The 19,473-nt window shown below is 67.7% G+C and carries 19 protein-coding genes; 5 read left to right on the forward strand and 14 right to left on the reverse strand.

The window, feature by feature from the left end; genetic code table 11:
* Positions 1–259: 259 nt before the first annotated feature.
* The 6 genes from FOH10_RS22205 to ctaD form a co-directional block, all read right to left on the reverse strand.
* Positions 260–1,093, reverse strand: a complete 834-nt coding sequence (locus FOH10_RS22205; protein WP_029927341.1) for an ABC transporter ATP-binding protein — start codon at positions 1,091–1,093, stop codon at positions 260–262.
* Positions 1,094–1,147: 54 nt separating this feature from the next.
* A complete protein-coding gene (locus FOH10_RS22210) occupies positions 1,148–1,354 on the reverse strand; it encodes a hypothetical protein (RefSeq protein ID WP_143982178.1) in 207 nt (68 codons plus the stop codon).
* Between the two features lie 171 nt (positions 1,355–1,525).
* Complete coding sequence (locus FOH10_RS22215; protein WP_244961325.1) at positions 1,526–2,290, reverse strand: peptidyl-tRNA hydrolase; 765 nt, start codon at positions 2,288–2,290, stop codon at positions 1,526–1,528.
* Positions 2,291–2,398: 108 nt separating this feature from the next.
* Positions 2,399–2,890 (reverse strand): protease inhibitor I42 family protein, encoded by a 492-nt coding sequence (locus FOH10_RS22220; RefSeq protein WP_143982180.1) that lies wholly within the window; start codon positions 2,888–2,890, stop codon positions 2,399–2,401.
* Between the two features lie 52 nt (positions 2,891–2,942).
* Positions 2,943–4,244, reverse strand: coding sequence for a phosphoserine phosphatase SerB (serB, locus tag FOH10_RS22225; protein WP_039816290.1), 1,302 nt, complete (start codon positions 4,242–4,244; stop codon positions 2,943–2,945).
* A gap of 214 nt (positions 4,245–4,458) precedes the next feature.
* Positions 4,459–6,189, reverse strand: coding sequence for an aa3-type cytochrome oxidase subunit I (gene ctaD / locus FOH10_RS22230; RefSeq protein WP_029927330.1), 1,731 nt, complete (start codon positions 6,187–6,189; stop codon positions 4,459–4,461).
* 270 nt (positions 6,190–6,459) lie between these two features.
* On the opposite strand from ctaD, the gene FOH10_RS22235 reads away from it, so the two are divergent.
* Positions 6,460–7,569 (forward strand): ABC transporter substrate-binding protein, encoded by a 1,110-nt coding sequence (locus FOH10_RS22235; RefSeq protein WP_143982181.1) that lies wholly within the window; start codon positions 6,460–6,462, stop codon positions 7,567–7,569.
* Positions 7,570–7,641: 72 nt separating this feature from the next.
* Here the strand turns inward: FOH10_RS22235 and nrdF are convergent, their stop codons facing one another.
* Both nrdF and mgtE read right to left on the reverse strand, forming a co-directional pair.
* Positions 7,642–8,607 (reverse strand): class 1b ribonucleoside-diphosphate reductase subunit beta, encoded by a 966-nt coding sequence (nrdF, locus tag FOH10_RS22240; RefSeq protein ID WP_244961326.1) that lies wholly within the window; start codon positions 8,605–8,607, stop codon positions 7,642–7,644.
* A 280-nt stretch (positions 8,608–8,887) separates the two neighbouring features.
* Complete coding sequence (mgtE, locus tag FOH10_RS22245; protein WP_244961327.1) at positions 8,888–10,675, reverse strand: magnesium transporter; 1,788 nt, start codon at positions 10,673–10,675, stop codon at positions 8,888–8,890.
* Between the two features lie 236 nt (positions 10,676–10,911).
* On the opposite strand from mgtE, the gene FOH10_RS22250 reads away from it, so the two are divergent.
* Positions 10,912–11,691 (forward strand): histidine phosphatase family protein, encoded by a 780-nt coding sequence (locus tag FOH10_RS22250; RefSeq protein ID WP_221937855.1) that lies wholly within the window; start codon positions 10,912–10,914, stop codon positions 11,689–11,691.
* A 76-nt stretch (positions 11,692–11,767) separates the two neighbouring features.
* Here the strand turns inward: FOH10_RS22250 and FOH10_RS22255 are convergent, their stop codons facing one another.
* Positions 11,768–12,211: a MarR family winged helix-turn-helix transcriptional regulator gene (locus FOH10_RS22255; protein ID WP_143982182.1), complete on the reverse strand. Its 444-nt coding sequence runs from the start codon at positions 12,209–12,211 to the stop codon at positions 11,768–11,770.
* A gap of 213 nt (positions 12,212–12,424) precedes the next feature.
* On the opposite strand from FOH10_RS22255, the gene FOH10_RS22260 reads away from it, so the two are divergent.
* Positions 12,425–12,940, forward strand: coding sequence for a nuclear transport factor 2 family protein (locus FOH10_RS22260; protein WP_186000553.1), 516 nt, complete (start codon positions 12,425–12,427; stop codon positions 12,938–12,940).
* A 100-nt stretch (positions 12,941–13,040) separates the two neighbouring features.
* Here the strand turns inward: FOH10_RS22260 and FOH10_RS22265 are convergent, their stop codons facing one another.
* The 5 genes from FOH10_RS22265 to FOH10_RS22285 form a co-directional block, all read right to left on the reverse strand.
* The gene (locus FOH10_RS22265; protein ID WP_143982184.1) at positions 13,041–13,739 is read right to left on the reverse strand and encodes a DJ-1/PfpI family protein; all 699 of its coding nucleotides are present in this window, start codon (positions 13,737–13,739) and stop codon (positions 13,041–13,043) included.
* Between the two features lie 97 nt (positions 13,740–13,836).
* Positions 13,837–15,918 carry a class 1b ribonucleoside-diphosphate reductase subunit alpha gene (gene nrdE, locus FOH10_RS22270; RefSeq protein ID WP_228814853.1) on the reverse strand — a complete coding sequence of 694 codons (2,082 nt, stop codon included), beginning with the start codon at positions 15,916–15,918 and terminating at the stop codon, positions 13,837–13,839.
* A 62-nt stretch (positions 15,919–15,980) separates the two neighbouring features.
* Positions 15,981–16,442 (reverse strand): class Ib ribonucleoside-diphosphate reductase assembly flavoprotein NrdI, encoded by a 462-nt coding sequence (nrdI, locus tag FOH10_RS22275; RefSeq protein WP_029927316.1) that lies wholly within the window; start codon positions 16,440–16,442, stop codon positions 15,981–15,983.
* Between the two features lie 76 nt (positions 16,443–16,518).
* Positions 16,519–16,752 (reverse strand): redoxin NrdH, encoded by a 234-nt coding sequence (locus FOH10_RS22280; protein ID WP_029927314.1) that lies wholly within the window; start codon positions 16,750–16,752, stop codon positions 16,519–16,521.
* A 510-nt stretch (positions 16,753–17,262) separates the two neighbouring features.
* Positions 17,263–17,832, reverse strand: coding sequence for an NAD(P)H-dependent oxidoreductase (locus FOH10_RS22285; RefSeq protein WP_143982185.1), 570 nt, complete (start codon positions 17,830–17,832; stop codon positions 17,263–17,265).
* Between the two features lie 101 nt (positions 17,833–17,933).
* On the opposite strand from FOH10_RS22285, the gene FOH10_RS22290 reads away from it, so the two are divergent.
* Together FOH10_RS22290 and nadE are read left to right on the forward strand one after the other, a co-directional pair.
* A complete protein-coding gene (locus tag FOH10_RS22290) occupies positions 17,934–18,617 on the forward strand; it encodes a TetR/AcrR family transcriptional regulator (protein WP_143982186.1) in 684 nt (227 codons plus the stop codon).
* 10 nt (positions 18,618–18,627) lie between these two features.
* Positions 18,628–19,467, forward strand: coding sequence for an ammonia-dependent NAD(+) synthetase (gene nadE, locus FOH10_RS22295; protein WP_143982187.1), 840 nt, complete (start codon positions 18,628–18,630; stop codon positions 19,465–19,467).
* Positions 19,468–19,473 lie beyond the last annotated feature (6 nt).

The following is a 19,473-nucleotide window of genomic DNA, read 5'->3' on the forward strand; positions in this document are numbered from 1 at the left end:
GCGACCCGACCTCCGGCCGCCGCACCGCGCTGAGCGTTCGCCCCAGGACGGCGAGCGCGCAGCGCACGCTGTCCGTCCTGCTCGGTGCGCCCCAGACATGTTGCGGACAGTTTGCCCGCCGCAAGGTCCGCGACGCAACGGACGTTCGTCACCGAATCGGACGAATGCCCCGAACGCGGTGAGCATGACACCGATTCACCAGCCGCGTAACCGAATCGGAGCAAGCGAAACGCAGGTGTGAGGCGCCACCCGCACCGAGTCAGCGGGTGCGGTGCCGACCGAAGCGCTGGCTGCGGCGCGCGAAATAGCGGCCGTCGATGCGGTCGAGGGTGATGGACTGGCGGAACGCCTCGCTGAGATTGTCGGCGGTGAGCACATCCTCGAGCAGCCCCTGCGCGACCACCGCGCCCTCGTTGAGCAGCATGCCGTGGGTGAAGCCCGGCGGGATCTCCTCGACGTGGTGGGTGACCAGCACGGTGGCGGGCGCGTCGGGGTCGGCGGCCAGATCGCCCAGGCGTTCCACCAACTCCTCCCGGCCGCCCAGGTCCAGCCCGGCGGCGGGTTCGTCGAGCAGGAGCAGTTCCGGATCGGCCATGAGCGCGCGGGCGATGAGCACCCGCTTGCGTTCACCCTCGGAGAGGGTGCCGTAGGCGCGGTCGGAAAGGTGTTCGGCGCCCAGACTTTCCAGCACGTCGACGGCACGGTCGGTATCCATGTCGTCGTAGCGTTCCCGCCAGCGGCCCATGACCGCGTATCCGGCCGAGACCACCAGGTCGGAGACCTTCTCGTCGAGCGGGACTCGGCTGGCCACGGCCGCCGAGGAGAGTCCGATCCGGGGGCGCAGCTCGCTGATGTCGACCCGGCCGAGCACCTCCCCCAGCAGGTTCGCCGTCCCCGAGGTGGGATACATCTCGGCGGCGGCCATACGGAGCAATGAGGTCTTCCCGGCGCCGTTGGGGCCGAGCACCACCCAGCGTTCGTCGAGTTCCACCTGCCAGGTGACCGGCCCGACGAGGGTGTGACCGGAACGTCGGACGGTGACGTCGTTGAAGTCGATGAGCAGATCGGGATCCGGTTGCGGCACGGGCTCCATCTTGTCTCACGCCCCAGGACACGCGTCAACGTGGTGTGCGATCACGGGCGTGTGTCACAGTCCGCTGGGCCGCCGATCGCGGCCGAATTCGTCGGCCGGACGGTCGAATTCCCAGCGTCGCGCACGCTCCCGCATTTCTAGGCTGTCGAATTCCGACGGCCGCCGCTCGACGCGCGGCCTGCGGAACATGCGTGCCAGAATCAGCGCCGCCGGAATGGACAGCAGCACCCACACGATAAGAATCACCAGCAGAGTAGTCATCTCCGTGTTTCCTCCCGCGGAAACTCGTGCCCCGATCCTTGCCCAGCGGTACGGCGAAGTCGATACCCGCAGCACACATAGGCCAGTGTGGAGACCGTTCGGTTCATCGCTGGGACATCGGCGCGGCAATCACGCAACAATTCGAACGTCCCGCGGCGCGGCGATGTTCCGTCACCGTCCCGGCACCGCGATCACCGTCATCGACCCCGGAGCCACCTCGGTGAATCCGGCATCCCGGACGGCGATCGCACCGCCCTCGGCCACGCGTTGTCGCAGCCGTGCCCAGCGACCGGGGTCGGCATCCGCCACGGCACAGCGGAAGCCGCTCTCGGACCAGGCATACACCTGCTGCACGGGCAGGGCCCCGGCGAGCAGCATGCTCGCGTGTCCCACCTGTGCGGCAGCCTTACCCACGGACATACCCAATTCGGCGTTCACCCATAGCACCGGATACCTCTCGTCGAGATCGCCTGGTTCATCGAGGGGTAGTTCGGTGCCGCCGATCTGCAGGCGTTTGATCCGCGCGTCGACCGACCCGACCGGTCCGGGCACCAGGGCCCGCGCCTGCGCGCCGTCGAGATCCACGGTCACCCCGTCCACCTCCTGGGCGGCCAGCCAGTGTGCGCCACGGGCCCGGCGGGCGACCTTGCGGATCCGCGACCGCTGCCACGCCAGGTACCGGTCCGCCCACGGCCCGCCCGGACCCACCCGTTCGTCGAGACACAGGGCGACCGTCGCGGCGGCGGCAGCGGCCAGCACCGCGTCACGGCGGGGCGGATCGGCCTTCGGAATATGCAGTACCAGTTGCATGGCCTGGACCAACGCCGGATCGTCGGGATCGCCGGCGCCGCCGTATCCGCGCGCCAATTCCGCGTGCCGTACCGCGAATTCCGCCAATCCGGATGCTGATTCGATATCGCACACATCTTCGGTCACCGATCCACTCTGCTCGAGAATGCCGGGCGCCGCCAACTCGCCCGCTGGCGAGTGCGTTTCGGGCGAGTGCGTTTCCGGCGAGTGCATTGTCGACGTGCCGGGACGGAACTACGCGACGCGAACGGTGAGGGTGAAGCGCTCATCGGCGTCGGAAGGCTCTTCCCACGGCCGGGCATACACCAGTTCGAGAGTGGTCGTCCCCGGCCGCTCGGCGCGGAACGCCCACGTCTCGGTGCCGCCCTTGCCCGGCATGTCCGGGCCCGGATCCGCCTGGTAGTCCGGATCGCCGTCCTGGATCAGGATGCCCTGGTCGAATCGCACCGTCCCCCAGGAATATCCGGTGGACGGATTGGACGGCAGCCGTACCAGCAGGCGCTGGCCGGGCCGCACCTCCAGTTCGGTGCCGTTCGCGGACCGGTCGACCGTGACCGGGCTCGGCGCGGGGTCGGGCGCGGTGGTCGACGGATTCGTGGTGGAGGCGGTGGTGCTCGACGCGGTGGTGGGCCGCGCCGTGGTCGATGCCGTGTCGGAGTCGCCGGAGTCGGTGGAACAGCCGACGAGCACCAGGCCGAGCGCCACGACCGGCAGGAGGCTACGCATGAGGCGAGCCTACTGGCGAATTCCTGGCATACCGGCCATCGACGCGGGCGAGTCAGCTGTTGAGCGGTACCCGGCGCAGCATCCCGTCGCGGGCGTCGGCCGCCTCCACCTCGTCGCGGGTGACGCCGAGAATGAACAGGATCGCGTCCAGGTACGGATGCGACAGTGCCGCGTCCGCCACCTCGCGCAGCGCGGGCTTGGCCTGGAAGGCGATGCCCAGCCCGGCGGCATTGAGCATGTCGATGTCATTGGCGCCGTCACCCACCGCGACGGTCTGCTCCATGGCCACACCGGCCTCGGCGGCGAACCGCCGCAGCGCCACCGCCTTGGCGGCACGGTCGACGATATCGCCCACCACCTTGCCGGTGAGCTTGCCGTCGACGATCTCGAGCGTATTGGCCTGCACGAAATCGAGTTCCAGCTCGTGCGCGAGCGGTTCGATGACCTGGCGGAACCCGCCGGAGACCACACCGCAGCGGAAGCCGAGGCGGCGCAGCGTGCGAATGGTGGTGCGCGCCCCGGGGGTGAGTTCGATGCGGTCGGCGACCTCGTCGATCACCGAGGCGTCCAGCCCGGCCAGCGTCGCCACCCGCTGGCGCAGCGATTCGGCGAAGTCGATCTCGCCGCGCATGGCGGCCTCGGTGACCTGGCGGACCTCGTCCTCCACCCCCGCGTGCGCGGCCAGCATCTCGATGACCTCGCCCTGGATGAGGGTGGAGTCCACATCGAAGACGACGAGCCGCTTGGAGCGGCGCGCCAGGCCCGCACGCTCGACCGCCACGTCCACGCCAGCCTTCACGGCCACCTCGGCCAGACCGGTGCGCAGTCGCGTCTCCGCCATGCCGGTATCGACCGCGTCGGACGCCGTCTCGACCACCTCGGGGCGGCCCGCGTCGCCGATCGGCACCGCGACGGCGGGCGCGGAGGGCACCGTGACCATGAGTTCCAGCCCGGTCACCGGATAGTCGGCGATACCGCGAATGGAGTCGATATTGACGCCCTGCCCGGCCAGTTCCCGCGAGATGGCCCCGAAGGCGCGCGCGGTGACCGGGCTGCCGAGCACGACCACCGCGTGGGTGGACAGTTTCGCGCCCGAGACGCTGTTCGCGCCGATCTCCACGTCGACATGCATACCGACGGTGGCCATGGCGTCCTCGAGCTGATCCTGCAGGGCCTCCGGATCGCTGGGACAGGTCACCAGCACGCCCAGGGTCAGGCGACCGCGAATCACGACCTGCTCCACGTCGAGCAGGCTCACGGAGTTGTTCGCCAGTGCCGCGAGCAGCACCGACGTCACGCCCGGCTTGTCGGGTCCGGTGACCGTGACCAGAACCGTCGTGTCAGACGTGCTCAATCGAAACTCCGTTCTCGCGTATGACCTGACCGTCGGCACACGACGGCCCGCTCATTCTTCCAGGTGTGCCGCCGGTCGCCCGCGCCGACCACCGCCCCGGTGGCGGGCATCACCCGCCGTCGGTCGTTCGATCCCGCGCGCCGCGATGTGACAGCGGAAACGCGAACGCGGCGGCCGTCCGAGGACGGCCGCCGCGCTGCTCGATCGGCTCAGGTCAGACCTTCGCCGTCTCCTTGACGGTGTGCGCCTTTCCACCCCAACCCACGTGCGCCTCGGCGCGCATGCGGTCGATCATGTGCGGGTAGTGCAGCTCGAACGCCGGACGCTCGGAGCGGATGCGCGGCAGCTCGTAGAAGTTGTGCCGCGGCGGCGGGCATGCGGTCGCCCACTCCAGCGAATTGCCGTAGCCCCACGGATCGTCCACGGTCACCACCTCGCCGTAGCGGTAGGACTTGAAGACGTTCCAGATGAACGGCAGCATCGACGCGCCCAGAATGAAGGCGCCGATGGTGGAGATGGTGTTCAGCGTGGTGAACCCGTCGGTGGGCAGGTAGTCCGCGTAGCGACGCGGCATACCCTCGTTACCCAGCCAGTGCTGCACCAGGAACGTGGTGTGGAAGCCCACGAAGGTGGCCCAGAAGTGCCACTTGGCCAGGCGCTCGTCCAGCATGCGACCGGTCATCTTCGGGAACCAGAAGTAGATGCCCGCGTAGGTGGCGAACACGATGGTGCCGAAGAGCACGTAGTGGAAGTGCGCCACCACGAAATAGGTGTCGGACACGTGGAAGTCCAGCGGCGGCGAGGCCAGCAGGACGCCCGACAGACCACCGAAGAGGAAGGTGACCAGGAAGCCGACCGAGAACAGCATGGGTGATTCGAAGGTCAGCTGACCCCGCCACATGGTGCCGATCCAGTTGAAGAACTTCACACCGGTCGGCACCGCGATCAGGAAGGTCATGAACGAGAAGAACGGCAGCAGCACCGCGCCGGTGGCGTACATGTGGTGCGCCCACACGGCGATGGACAGCGCGGCGATACCCAGCGTCGCGTACACCAGCGTGGTGTAGCCGAAGATCGGCTTGCGGCTGAAGACCGGGAAGATCTCCGACACGATGCCGAAGAACGGCAGCGCGATGATGTACACCTCGGGGTGCCCGAAGAACCAGAACAGATGCTGGTACAGCAGCGTGCCGCCGGAGGCCGGGTCGTAGATGTGGCCGCCCAGGTGCCGGTCGTAGGCCAGCGCCATGAGCGCGGCGGTCAGCAGCGGGAAGGCCAGCAGCACCAGCACCGAGGTCACCAGGATGTTCCAGGTGAAGATCGGCATGCGGAACAGGGTCATACCCGGGCAGCGCAGGCAGACCACCGTGGTGATCATGTTGACGCCGCCGAGGATGGTGCCCAGGCCGGAGACGGCCAGACCCAGGATCCACAGGTCCGCGCCGACGCCGGGCGAGTGCACGATGTCCGAGAGCGGGGTGTAGGCGGTCCAGCCGAAGTCGGCCGCGCCACCGGGGGTGATGAAGCCCGCGGTCGCCATGGTGCCGCCGAACAGGTACAGCCAGTAGCTGAAGGCGTTCAGGCGCGGGAAGGCGACGTCGGGTGCGCCGATCTGCAGCGGCAGGATGATGTTGGCGAAGCCGAACACGATCGCGGTCGCGTAGAACAGCAGCATGATGGTGCCGTGCATGGTGAACAGCTGGTTGAACTGTTCCGGCGACAGGAACTGCAGGCCCGGCCGGGCCAGCTCGGCGCGCATCAGCAGCGCCATCAGGCCGCCGATGAGGAAGAAGGACATCGCCGTCACCAGGTACATGACGCCGAGGACCTTCGGGTCTGTCGTGGTGACCATCTTGTAGATGAACGAACCCTTGGGACCCACACGGGGCGGGTATGGCCGAGCCGCTTCCACTTCACGGACTGGGCGTGGCTCTACGGCAGTCACTGAACCTCCTGACAGGTGCCTTCTGGTCGTTCGTCGCGGTTGCTTCCGGCGTCGGCGTTTTCACGCACACGCGAACGACGGGTGGCTTGCGCTGTTGTGAATCGTAAACCGTGCTGCCGCAGCGGTCGCGGCCGGTCCTACTCTCTGTCGTAATTGGCCTTGGTAACGGACTGCCGGGGACCTTGGTCCCGAAGTTCCCGGGCCGCCGATCCGGCCGAAATCCGAGCGTCGCGATTGGGTGTCCGGACTCGCGCCTGTACGCTCCTCCGCATGTCGGTGCGCGAGTCCGCTTCCACCCGAACCCCGTACGCCCCCTCCCCCGGTTCCGCGCGGCGTTTGCGCACCTGGGGGGTGGCATTGGCCGCCGCCGCGGTGCTGCCGACCGGTCTGCTGGCAGGCTGTGCCGAACCGGCCGACGACGCCGCCAGCGCCATCGTGCGCACCACCACGAATATCGCGGGCGCGGGTGTGGTCGGCCTGGAACGTGACACCCGCACCGCGTGCGCGCTGCCCACCACCGCCGATCCGGCCGCGGGCGCGACCCGCGCCGTCGACACCACCACCGGGACCGTGGAGGTGCCCGCCGATCCGCAACGCATCGTGGTGATCTCGACCCCGGCGCTGGACGCGATCTGCGCGCTCGGCCTGTGGGAGCGTGTGGTCGGCGCGGCCACCGTCGCCGGTCCCACCCCGCAGCCCGCCTATCTGGGCACCGGCATCTCCGAGATTCCGGCGGTCGGCATGGTCGGCACGCCCGACCCCGCGCAGATCGCCGCCCTGGACCCGGACGTGATCATCGGCGGCGCGACCGACGGCGCGAGCTACGACGCGCTGCGCGGTATCGCGCCCACCGTGCTGGTCTCCGGCGACGGCGGCTGGCAGCGGCAGTTCTCCGCTATCGCCACGGCGCTGGGCCGGGAGCGGGCCGCCGATCAGGTGCTCGCCGACTACCGCACCGCGGCCCGCGACACCGGAAACGCGGTGGCCGCCAACCTGACCCAGGCGTCGGTGGTGCGCTTCCGCGCCGACGACCTCCAGGTGCTGGGCGGGGACAGCTTCGCCGGGCAGGTGCTGGGCGATGCCGGAGTGCAGCGGCCGACCGCGCAGCGCGGCGCGAGCTTCGAACTGGCGGATGTGTCGTCCCAGGAGAATCGGGACCAGGTGGAGGGCGACCTCGTCTACGTCATGTTCGACGGGCCCGAGGGCCGCGATTTCGGCGAATCGCTCATGCGCGGCGACGACTGGAGGAAACTCGGCGCGGTCGCCGACAAGCGCAATTTCGCCGTCGAGGACGTGATCTGGCACGGCAGCGGCGTCACCGCGGCACGGGCCCTGCTGGAGGACATCCGCAACACCCTCAACGGCTACGTGACCGACTGATCCTCGCGTATACCTCGGAAGTGTGCGGGCCGGTAACCGAATACGGTTACCGGCCCGCACCTTTCAACGCTCCTAGAACTCCCAGTCCTCGTCTTCGGTGTTGACGGCCTTGCCGATCACGTAGCTCGAACCCGAGCCCGAGAAGAAGTCGTGGTTCTCGTCGGCATTGGGCGACAGCGCCGAGAGGATCGCCGGGTTCACATCGCACTCGTCCTTGGGGAACAGACCCTCGTAGCCGAGGTTCATCAGCGCCTTGTTGGCGTTGTAGCGCAGGAACTTCTTGACGTCCTCGGTCAGGCCGACCTCGTCGTAGAGATCCTGGGTGTACTCGACCTCGTTCTCGTACAGCTCGAACAGCAGCTCGAAGGTGTAGGACTTGAGCTCGTCCTGCTCGGCCTGGGAGACCTGCTCCAGACCCTTCTGGTACTTGTAGCCGATGTAGTACCCGTGCACGGCCTCGTCGCGGATGATGAGGCGGATCAGGTCCGCGGTGTTGGTGAGCTTGGCCCGCGAGGACCAGTACATGGGCAGGTAGAAACCGGAGTAGAACAGGAAGCTCTCCAGCAGGGTGGAGGCCACCTTGCGCTTGAGCGGATCGTCGCCCTGGTAGTAGTCCATGACGATCTGCGCCTTGCGCTGCAAGTTCGGGTTCTCCTCCGACCAGCGGAAGGCGTCGTCGATCTCGCGGGTGGAGCACAGCGTGGAGAAGATGGAGCTGTAGCTCTTGGCGTGCACCGACTCCATGAAGGCGATATTGGTGAGCACCGCCTCCTCGTGCGGGGTGAGCGCGTCCGGAATGAGGCTCACCGCGCCGACCGTGCCCTGGATGGTGTCGAGCAGGGTGAGGCCGGTGAAGACCCGCATGGTCAACTGCTTCTCGTGGGGGGTCAGCGTGTTCCACGACGGAATGTCATTGGAGACGGGTACCTTCTCGGGCAGCCAGAAGTTGCCCGTCAGCCGGTCCCAGACCTCCGCGTCCTTCTCGTCGGGCACGCGGTTCCAGTTGATCGCCGACACTCGATCGATCACCTTGGTCACACGCATCGTCGTATGCGTCTCAGCGGTCACGCCCGTTCACTCACCCTTCCCAGCTCACCGAATTCTCTTGCCCTGGACACTACTACTTGTGGCGGACAAAGTTTTACAACACAAGGTGTTGTGTCGTTCGGCGTCCTGGGGTGATAGCCGGGTTACCCTCGAAAAGGTGGGCGGAGACACCCCGCGCGGCGCGGACGCGCCGCCGTGCACTCTGTCACAGCACCTTCGGGCGGCCGTCGGCGGGGGACCGCCCGAAGGTTTGCCGTTCATGCGCTGAGGTTCAGATCCCCAGCACCAATTTCGCGGTGGTGAAGTAGATGATGAGCCCGGTCGCGTCGACCAGGGTGGTGACCATCGGGGCCGAGATGACCGCCGGGTCGATGCGCAGCTTCTTGGCCAGCAGTGGCATGGTGCCGCCGATGGTGGCCGCCCACGCGCAGATGAGCACGAGCGTAATCCCCACCACCGCGGCGATTTCCATGCCGACGAACAGTCCGCCGATCACCACGCCGATCAGCGCGAGCATGGTGCCCAGCAGCAGGCCCACCCGGCATTCGCGCCACACCACCCGGAACAGGTCCGAACCCCGCACCTCACCCACGGCCACGGCGCGCACGCAGGAGGTGGCGGCCTGGGCGCCGGCATTGCCGCCCGCACCGATGATCAGCGGAATGAACAGGGCCAGATGCGCGGCCTGTTCCAGGGTGCCCTCGAACAGGTCGGTGACCGACACCGTCAAGGTGGCCGCGACCAGCAGCAGCGTCAGCCACATGGCGCGGTAGCGCGCCAGCTGGAAGACACCCGCCGCCATGTAGTGGCCTTCCCAGGGCGCGGCACCGGCCTGGCGGGCCACATCCTCGGAGTCGGCGGCCTCGATGACCTCGATGGCGTCGTCGATGGTGAGCAGGCCGACGAGGCGATCCTCGCTGTCCACCACCGGCAGGTTGATGAGGTTGGCCCCCTGCATGAGGCGGGCGGCCTTCTCCGCGGAGTCGGTGGCGCGCACGAACACCGGTTCGGCCGCCACCAGATCGGCGATCATGGCGTCCGGGGAGGAGAGCACCAGATCGCGCAGCTCCACCACGCCGATGATGCGGCGGCCACCGTCCACCACCGGGAGGGTGTAGACGGTCTCGGCGTTGCCGCCCTTGGTGCGCACCCACTGCAGGGCCTGCGCGACCGGCAGATTACGCGGCAGCGCGACGACTTCCGGCGTCATGTAGTAGCCGACGGAACCCTCGGGGTAGCCGAGCAGCTGCGCGGTCATGCGCCGTTCGCGCGGGCTGAGTCCGGCGAGGACCTTCTTGGCGACCTTGGCGGGGGCCTCGCGCAGCATGCGGGCGCGGTCGTCGGGATCCATCTCCTCGACCAGTTCCCGGAAGCGCTCGTCCCGCAGCCCGCTCAGAATCTGCTGCTGGTCGACGGGTTCCAGCTCCTCGAAGACATCGAGGGCACGGTCCTTGTCCAGCAGCCGGAACACCATCCCGGCGGTGACGGCGTCCATGCGGGCGAGTTCGTCGGCGATCACGTGCGGCGCGTGATCGTCCAGCCACTCCAGCGTGGGGCCGACGCGATGCGGGTCGACGATGTCGCGCAGCGGAACGTAGGGCGCACGGTCCTCATCGTGCGTGGAAGCGGACTGCTGCACCGGAACCTCCTGCGCGGCAACGTATTCGGTCACGGGCTCGCGACCGCGAGCAAAGCCCTCGCGCTCGGGCGGCGCGCCACCCGACTCGGCCCGCGGCCGCACCTGCCCGGACCCCGCACCTTCGCGGTCGGACAGGTCGCCGCCCTGAGCGGACAGTGCCGCACGCTCGGGCGGCGCACCGTCGCGCCCGGGATTCACGCCGCTGCGGTCGGACACCGCGCTCGCGCAATCTGACAGTGCGCCGCCGAGTTCCGACAGCGCACCTTCGCGGTCGGACAGCAGCGCCGGATCGTGGGGCGACAGGGCGGTTTCGTGACGGGGCAGGGGCGTATCGCACCGGGGCGATACCGCCTCGCGCGTCGTCAGCGGGGTGAATGCGGGCAACGTCGACGGAGCGACGTGCAGATCTGTCTGCGTCATGACGGAACCTCGGCCGGGCAGGCGAGTAAAGGGGTGAACGAGGGCAAACACCTGGTTTCACACCGCGAGGCACCGCCCCGGCCGCGACAGTCCTACTGCCCTATCCGCGGAACGAGGGGACGGCGCCGCGCGGCCTTCGACTGGGGGGTTCGCTGCGCATGCAACCCACCTCCTCCATCGTCGCCGTGCACCGTCAGAGACCACTCGCCATATTGCGAGCGCAAAAAATCATCCTCGTGCAGGATACAGCCAACGGCCAAACCCGCCGAATCCACCGGCCACATGTGGGCAGCGACACGCCACCACAGCGGCCACCCGCGGTGCGCGCGGCGGGCACGGTGATGTGCTGGGGTGGAGGGGTGCGGTTGGAATCACTCACCATGGTGCGGCACGGCGAGAGCGTCGGGAATGCGGCGGCGCGGGTGGCGCAGGCGGCGGGGGACGAGGAATTCGGTTCCGGGACAAGGGATGCGGACTTCGCGCTGTCGGCGGTGGGGCGGGCGCAGGCCGCGGCCGTGGGGGCGCGGTTGCGGGCGTGGCCGCGACCCGAAACGGTGTTGAGTTCACCGTATCTGCGGGCGCGGCAGACCGCGGAGATCGCGCTGGCGGATACGGACTGGCCGCAGCCGCGCCTCGACGAGCGGTTGCGCGACCACGAGAAGGGTGTCCTCCAGGGGCTGACCGCACACGGGGTGCGCCGCCGCCATCCCGAGCAGTTCCGGGAGCGGGAACGGTTGGGGCGCTTCTACTATCGCCCACCCGGCGGGGAGTCCTGGCCGGATGTGGCGCTGCGGCTGCGCACCCTGCTACCCGAACTCTCCGGCCATGTCCTGGTCTTCACCCACGACCTGGTGATCGTCATGACCCGCTACCTCCTGGAGAGCTTGGACGAGCCCCGCATCCTCGAGATCGAAAGCACCCAACTGGCGAACGCCTCCATCACCCGCTGGCAGCGCACCGCCACCCACCTCCACCTCACCACCTACAACGACACCGACCACCTCACCGACCCCTAGCCGCTGGACGATCGATCAGGGGGGAGTTCGTAGCGGCATCGCGCGAGTACCCGCCGCCACCAGTTCCCCGTCGCGGTCAGGCGTGGTGGTCGACGATGGCGCGGAGCAGGCGGATGAGGTGGCGTTGCTCTTCGCCGGTGAGGGGGGTCAGGAGTTCGGCTTGGGCGGTGCGAATGAGGGTGTCGAGTGTGTCGAGGTGGCGGCGGCCGGAGTCGGTGAGGTGCACCAGGTTTCGGCGGCGGTCGCGGGGGTCGGGGGCGCGTTCGATGTAGCCGCCGCGCTCCAGATCGGTGATGGCGGCGGTGACGTCACTGCGGTCGAGCCCGATGCGACGACCCAGATCGGCCTGACTGGTCGGCCCGGATTCGTCGAGCGCCGCCAGCAGCGAGAAGTGGTAGCGGTGTGCGATATCGGCGGAGCTCAGTCGTTCGCCGACGATCCGGTGCCCCTGAGCTGCGCTCTGTGCGAGCAGCCAGGTCGGCAGCGAGCGCAGTCGGCGCGGCGCGGTGCGGGGATCCACGATCTCAGCCTAAACCAGGGCTTGCATTGTTGGTCGAGCCAACATATATTCGTTGGCATCACCAACATTAATCCCTGACAGGATTGCCCGACACGAGGATTCGCCATGCACACGAACCATCCCTCCCACTCCGATGCGACATCGACCCATGACACCGTTCATCGCCACGCGACCGTGGCAGTGCCCCACGCCGGCCCTCGACCGGCGCGCCGGTTGTCCGGGGCGATTCGGCGCGTCGCGCTGACCGGAACATTCGCGCTGCTCGCGGCGGCCGCTACCGCGTGCACGGCGGGCGGCGGCGCGGCCCCGATGGATTCGGTCCGTGACGACGAGGCCGAGATCAGCCGGCTGGTCACCCGCCTCGGCGTGGCCCTGGACGAGCACGACTTCCAGGCCCTCCCCCAGCTGTTCACACCCGAGGCCACGGCCACCACTCCGGGCGGCACCGCCGTTGGCCGCGACAAGGTGATTGCGCAGGCCACGCGCAATCACACCGATTTCCCGAATCTTCAGCACATCGTCAGCGGTGTGCTGGTGGATGTGAACGGCGACCGCGCCGAGGTGCGTGCCAATCTGGTCGGCTATTTCGGCCGGGCCGACGATCCGGAACCGGTCCGCCGCATCGGCGGCGTCTACCGTTTCGGCGCGGTCCGCACCGAGGACGGCTGGCGTTTCGACGCCCTCACGGTCCGCCAGGTCTGGCGCATCGAACGCGAGAACGCCGCCTGACATCCGCCCGCGAGACCGGAGCAGGGTTGGCGGCGGTCCGTCCGGCGAGATCGCGGCTCCGGCCCCGCCGGATCACGGAACTACCGCACCCGCTGACGTTTCAGCGGACCAGACGGGCGAGTTGGCCGGTGTCGGCGCGGGATTCGGCGGTCGGATCGACCGACCCGATCTCCCATTCCGCGCCGTCGGGCCAGTCGGTGCCGGTCGGCGGTACGGGGTCGTACTGGATGCCGCGGCGCACCCACTGGGCGCGGTCCTTGCCCGCGAGCCGCTGCACCAGGTAGAGGGCCATGTCGATCCCCGCGGACACACCGGCGGCGGTGATGATGTCGCCGTCGTCGACGAACCGCTCATCGCGCCGCACGTCGATGGTCGGGTCCAGCTGCGCCAGCACGTCGAGCGACAGCCAGTGCGTGGTCGCCGGTCGCCCGTGCAGCAGTCCGGCGGCGGCCAGCACCAGCGATCCGGTGCACACGCTGGTGATGAGCGGAATCTTCTCCCGGAACCGCCGCACGCAGGCCAGTACGGCGTCGTCGCGCAGCATCCACCGGGTGCCCTTGCCGCCGGGGAACACCACGGCGTCCATGGGCGGCGCGTCCTCCAGGGCGTAGTCCGGAATCACCTTCAGCCCCTTGGCGCATTCCACGCTCTCCCCGTGCCGCGAGAAGGTGAACACCTCCCAGCCGTCCTCCGGACACATCTTGGTCCAGAAGGCGAGGACCTCCCAGGGCCCCGCGAAATCCAGCTCCTCGACCCCGTTGAACAGCAGAATCCCAATTCGCCGCGTCCCATCGGTCACGGCAGAGATGGTGTCAGCATCGACGCCGATCCCCGGTTAGAAACGCCGAGGGCGCTCCCGGTTCACCTACCGGAAGCGCCCTCGACCGTTGCTCGGTTCAGAGCATGCAGCTCACGCAGCCCTCGACCTCGGTGCCCTCCAGGGCCATCTGCCGGATGCGGATGTAGTAGAGGGTTTTGATGCCCTTGCGCCAGGCGTAGATCTGAGCCTTGTTGACGTCGCGGGTGGTGGCGCTGTCCTTGAAGAACAGCGTCAGCGACAGGCCCTGGTCCACGTGCTGGGTGGCGGCGGCGTAGGTGTCGATGACCTTCTCGTAGCCGATGTCGTAGGCGTCCTCGAAGTAGTCGAGATTGTCGTTGGTCAGGTAGGGGGCCGGGTAGTAGACGCGGCCGATCTTGCCCTCCTTGCGAATCTCGATCTTGGAGGCGATCGGGTGGATCGAGCTGGTCGAGTGGTTGATGTAGGAGATGGAACCGGTCGGCGGCACGGCCTGGAGGTTCTGGTTGTAGATGCCGTACTGCATGACCGACGCCTTCAACTCGCGCCAGTCGTCCTGGGTGGGGATGTGCACGCCCGCGTCGGCGAAGATCTGGCGCACCCGCTCGGTCTTGGGCTCCCACGCCTGCTCGGTGTACTTGTCGAAGTACTCGCCCGAGGCGTACTTGGACTCCGGGAAGCCGCCGAAGTACGTACCCCGTTCCTTGGCAATGAGATTCGACGCCCGCACCGCGTGGTAGGCGATGGTGTAGAAGTAGATGTTCGTGAAGTCCACGCCCTCTTCGGAACCGTAGAAGACGCGCTCACGCGCCAGGTAGCCGTGCAGGTTCATCTGTCCGAGGCCGATGGCGTGGGATTCGTTGTTGCCCTGCTCGATCGACGGCACCGAGTAGATGTGCGTCTGATCCGAGACCGCGGTGAGCGCGCGGATGGCGGTCTCCACGGTCTTGCCGAAGTCCGGCGAGTCCATGGTCTTGGCGATGTTCAGCGAGCCCAGGTTGCAGGAGATGTCCTTGCCCACCTTGGAATACGAGAGATCGTCGTTGAACTCCGAGGGGGTGGAGACCTGGAGGATCTCCGAGCACAGGTTGGAGTGGGTGATCTTGCCCTTGATCGGGTTCGACCGGTTCACCGTGTCCTCGTACATGATGTACGGGTAGCCGGACTCGAACTGCAGCTCGGCGATGGTCTGGAAGAACTCGCGCGCCTTGATCTTCGACTTGCGGATGCGCTTGTCGTCGACCATCTCGTAGTACTTCTCGGTGACATTGATGTCGGCGAACGGCACGCCGTAGATGCGCTCCACGTCATACGGCGAGAACAGGTACATGTCCTCGTTCTTCTTGGCCAGCTCGAAGGTGATGTCCGGGATCACCACGCCCAGCGACAGCGTCTTGATGCGGATCTTCTCGTCCGCGTTCTCGCGCTTGGTGTCGAGGAAGCGGTAGATGTCGGGGTGGTGGGCGTGCAGGTACACCGCGCCCGCACCCTGCCGCGCACCGAGCTGGTTGGCGTAGGAGAACGAGTCCTCCAGCAGCTTCATGATCGGGATGACGCCCGAGGACTGGTTCTCGATCTTCTTGATCGGGGCGCCGGCCTCACGAATATTGCTGAGCAGCAACGCGACTCCGCCGCCGCGCTTGGACAGCTGCAGGGCGGAGTTGATGGAGCGCCCGATGGACTCCATATTGTCCTCGATGCGCAGCAGGAAGCAGGACACCGGCTCGCCGCGCTGCTTCTTGCCCGAGTTGAGGAAGGTCGGGGTGGCGGGCTGGAAGCGGCCCGCCATGATCTCCTCGACCAGTTCCGAGGCCAGGATCTCGTCACCGTCGGCGAGGGTCAGCGCCACCATGCACACGCGATCCTCGAAGCGCTCCAGGTAGCGCTTGCCGTCGAAGGTCTTGAGCGTGTACGAGGTGTAGTACTTGAACGCGCCGAGGAAGGTGGGGAACCGGAACTTCTTGGCGTACGCCTGCTGGAACAGCTGCTTGATGAAGGCGCGGCTGTACTTCTCCAGAACCTCTGTCTCGTAGTAGTTCTCCTCGATGAGGTAGTCGAGCTTCTCGTCGAGGTTGTGGAAGAAGACGGTGTTCTGGTTGACGTGTTGCAGGAAGTACTGGTGCGCGGCCTCGCGATCCTTGTCGAACTGGATCTCGCCGTTCGGCCCGTACAGGTTCAGCATGGCGTTGAGGGCGTGGTAGTCCAGGCCCTCGGTGGTGCTGGAGTCCCCGCTGACCGGACGCTCTACGCGGGCAGTCTTTCCGACCGGTGCTGTTGTCGTTGCCAAAACAATCCCAATCCCTCTCGGACGCGCTCGACGTCCTCGGCAGTTCCCATGAGTTCGAAGCGATACAGGTACGGCACTCCCGCCTTGCGCGAGATCACCTCTCCCGCAAAGCAGTACGTATCGCCGAAGTTCGTATTGCCGGCCGCGATCACGCCGCGCAGCAGGGCGCGGTTGTGGGGATCGTTGAGGAATTTGGCCACCTGCCGGGGCACGAATTCCTTCTCGGATCGGTTCCCACCCAGGACGTGCCGACCACCCCCGTAGGTGGGGACGATCAGCACGTAGGGTTCATCGACGCGAAGCGAGTCGGCGGTATGCAGTGGTATGCGGAGCGCCGGGAGACCCAGCTTCTCCACGAAGCGGTGCGTGTTCTCCGACGCACTCGAGAAGTAGACCAGATTGGCTGTCTGGGTGGACATGTCGGCCACCTTCCCAGTTCGATCGGGCGAACCTGCGACCAGCGGCGAGCTTCCCCGCACGCCGCTGGGGGGCCGCTCAGGCCGCGACGGTGGCGAGCGCCTTGATGCGGTCCGGGCGGAAGCCGGACCAGTGGTCGTCACCGGCGACGACGACGGGGGCCTGCAGGTAGCCCAGGGCCATGACGTAGTCGCGGGCTTCGGGGTTCTCGGAGATGTCGACGACGTCGTAGTCGACGCCGATCTTGTCGAGCGCCTTGTAGGTGGCATTGCACTGAACACAAGCAGGCTTCGTGTACACGGTGATGGTCATTGTGTCCCCTTCTCCTCGCCTTTGATCCGTATGCAGTGCACGGCTGAAACAAGATCCACGTACTAGCTGCGCAAACCCCTGGAAGCGGAACCGAAGCCCCTGGTCACCCGATCCGACCCACTGTTCATCTCGGGTGGCTTTCCAGCGCTGTAGACACTACACCTAGTGGCCGACAGATTCATACAACACGACATGTTGCGACTCACAAAGGTGAAATTCCGGTGTCGTAAGTACCTGGCCACTCAATTCGCAACTCGACACGACTGAGGCAGAGATCACAATTTCGGCAAGTAGCACATTCTCAGCAAACCCTGCGTCATCACGCATAACACCCATCACGCGGGTCACACGCACACCACGGGTACGCGGGTGTCGCAGCACCGTCCCGTCATGCGGCCGACACCGAATCGAGACGCGCCCCGGCGTGTCGCCGGGGCGCACTTCCCGCCGCACACGACGAGGCCACGGCGTCGAAAGCCGTGGCCTCGTGGGGATTCGGAGTGTCGCCGGTCAGGCGGTGACCAGGTTGCCGTTGGCCGACTCCGCCAGGGAGACGACGGTCGCGGCCAGCTGGGTCAGCGCCTCGGCGTCATCGGCCGGGTGGACGTCGACGAACCGGTTGCCGATGGTGCCGAAGTGCAGGTGGGCATTCTCCACCACGGTCGCACCCGCCACACCCAGCGCCTTGACGGTGTCCCCGTGCGCCCACTTGGCCGCGTTCGGGCTGATGGACGCGGACACCACCGCGGCGGGCTTGCCCTTGATGGCGCCGGCGCCGTAGGGGCGCGAGGCCCAGTCGATGGCGTTCTTCAGCACGGCCGGGAGGGTGCCGTTGTATTCGGGCGTGACCAGCAGCAGACCGTCGGCGGCGGCGACCGCGTCACGCAGCGCCTGCGCGGCGGCGGGCACTTTGCCCTCGACATCCAGATCTTCGTTGTAGAAAGGGATATCCGCGAGACCGTCGTAGAGAGCGATCTCCACGCCCTCGGGCGCCGTCTTGGCGGCGGCCTCGGCGAGGCGGCGGTTGATGGAGGCGGCACGCAGGCTTCCGACGAGAGCGAGCAGACGGGTCTGGGACATGGCGGGCACTCCTGAGATTGTGATCGGTGGGTGGTACGTTCATCGAACACTAACCGGACCACGGTCCGTATACATTCCCGGGTCTCCAGAAGGGCACCGTGATGCGTGACACACCCCCGGCGGAGCGGCCCGAACCGCTGCCGTCCGACTCGCTCTCGATCGAGCCCAGGACGCCGCCGTCGCTGCCGGGCGGCATCCCGCTGCCCACCACCGAGCACGCCGAACGCAGCGATGCCGCCCGCAACCGCCAACTGCTGCTCGACGCCGCCGAGGCGCTGGTGCGCGAACAGGGCGCGGAAGCCGTCACCATGGACGCCGTCGCCAGGCGGGCGGGCGTCGGCAAGGGCACGGTGTTCCGGCGCTTCGGCAACCGGTCCGGGCTCATGCACGCGCTGCTGGACCAGTCGGAGAAGAAGCTCCAGGCGGCGTACATGTTCGGCCCGCCGCCGCTGGGGCCGGGCGCACCGCCGGTGGAGCGGCTCATCGCCTTCGGGCGGGCACGGCTGGCCGGTATCGAGGTGGAGGGCGATGTGCGCCGGGAGGCGACCCTCGACGCCGACCGCTACGCCAGCGCGCCCTACAACGTGACCAGATCCCATGTGGCGCTGCTGCTTCGGCAGGCCGACGTGACCGACGGCGGCTGGCTGCTCGCGGATACGCTGCTGGCCGCACTGGACGCGGGCCTGGTACTGCACCAGACCCGGGTGCTCGGGTACACCCTGGCGCAGATCGGCGACTACTGGGAGACCCTCGTGCGCCGGGTCACCGCTGCGGCCGCGCAGTAGAGTGTGCGCAATGGGGAACCTGCGTGACGAGATCATCGCCGAACTGGGCGTGGCATCGACCATCGAACCGAAACTCGAAGTGCGGCGGCGCATCGACTTCCTCAAGGACTACCTGCGCGCCACGCCCGCCCAGGGATTCGTGCTCGGCATCAGCGGCGGCCAGGACTCCACGCTGACCGGGCGGCTGTGCCAGCTCGCCGCCGAGGAACTGCGCGCCGAGGGCGCCGAGGCCACCTTCGTGGCGGTGCGGCTGCCCTACGGGGTGCAGGCCGACGAGGAGGATGCGCAGATCGCGCTGCGGTTCATCCGGCCGGACCGCTCGGTGGCGGTGAACGTCAAGCCGAGCGCCGATGCCGCGGGCGAGGAGGTCGCGCTCGGCGTGGCGGGGCTGCTCGGCACCGAGACCCGGCTGCGGGATTTCGTGCGCGGCAATATCAAGGCCCGCGAGCGCATGGTCATCCAGTACGCCATCGCCGGTCAGCTGAACCTCCTGGTGGTCGGCACCGACCACGCCGCCGAGGCCGTCACCGGCTTCTTCACCAAATACGGCGACGGCGGCGTGGACATCACCCCGCTCACCGGCCTCACCAAACGCCAGGGCGCGGCCCTGCTCCAGGAACTCGGCGCCCCGCCCAGCGTCTGGCAGAAGGTCCCCACCGCAGACCTCGAGGACGACCGCCCCGCCCTCCCCGATGAGGAGGCCCTGGGCCTGACCTACGCCCAGATCGACGACTACCTCGAGGGCAAGGACGTCACCCCCGAGGTCGCCGACCGCCTCGAAACGATCTTCCGCAACACCCGCCACAAGCGCACCGTCCCGGTGACCCCGCTCGACACCTGGTGGCGATAGCCGCGA

Source organism: Nocardia otitidiscaviarum, assembly GCF_007362295.1.
Lineage (GTDB): Bacteria > Actinomycetota > Actinomycetes > Mycobacteriales > Mycobacteriaceae > Nocardia > Nocardia otitidiscaviarum.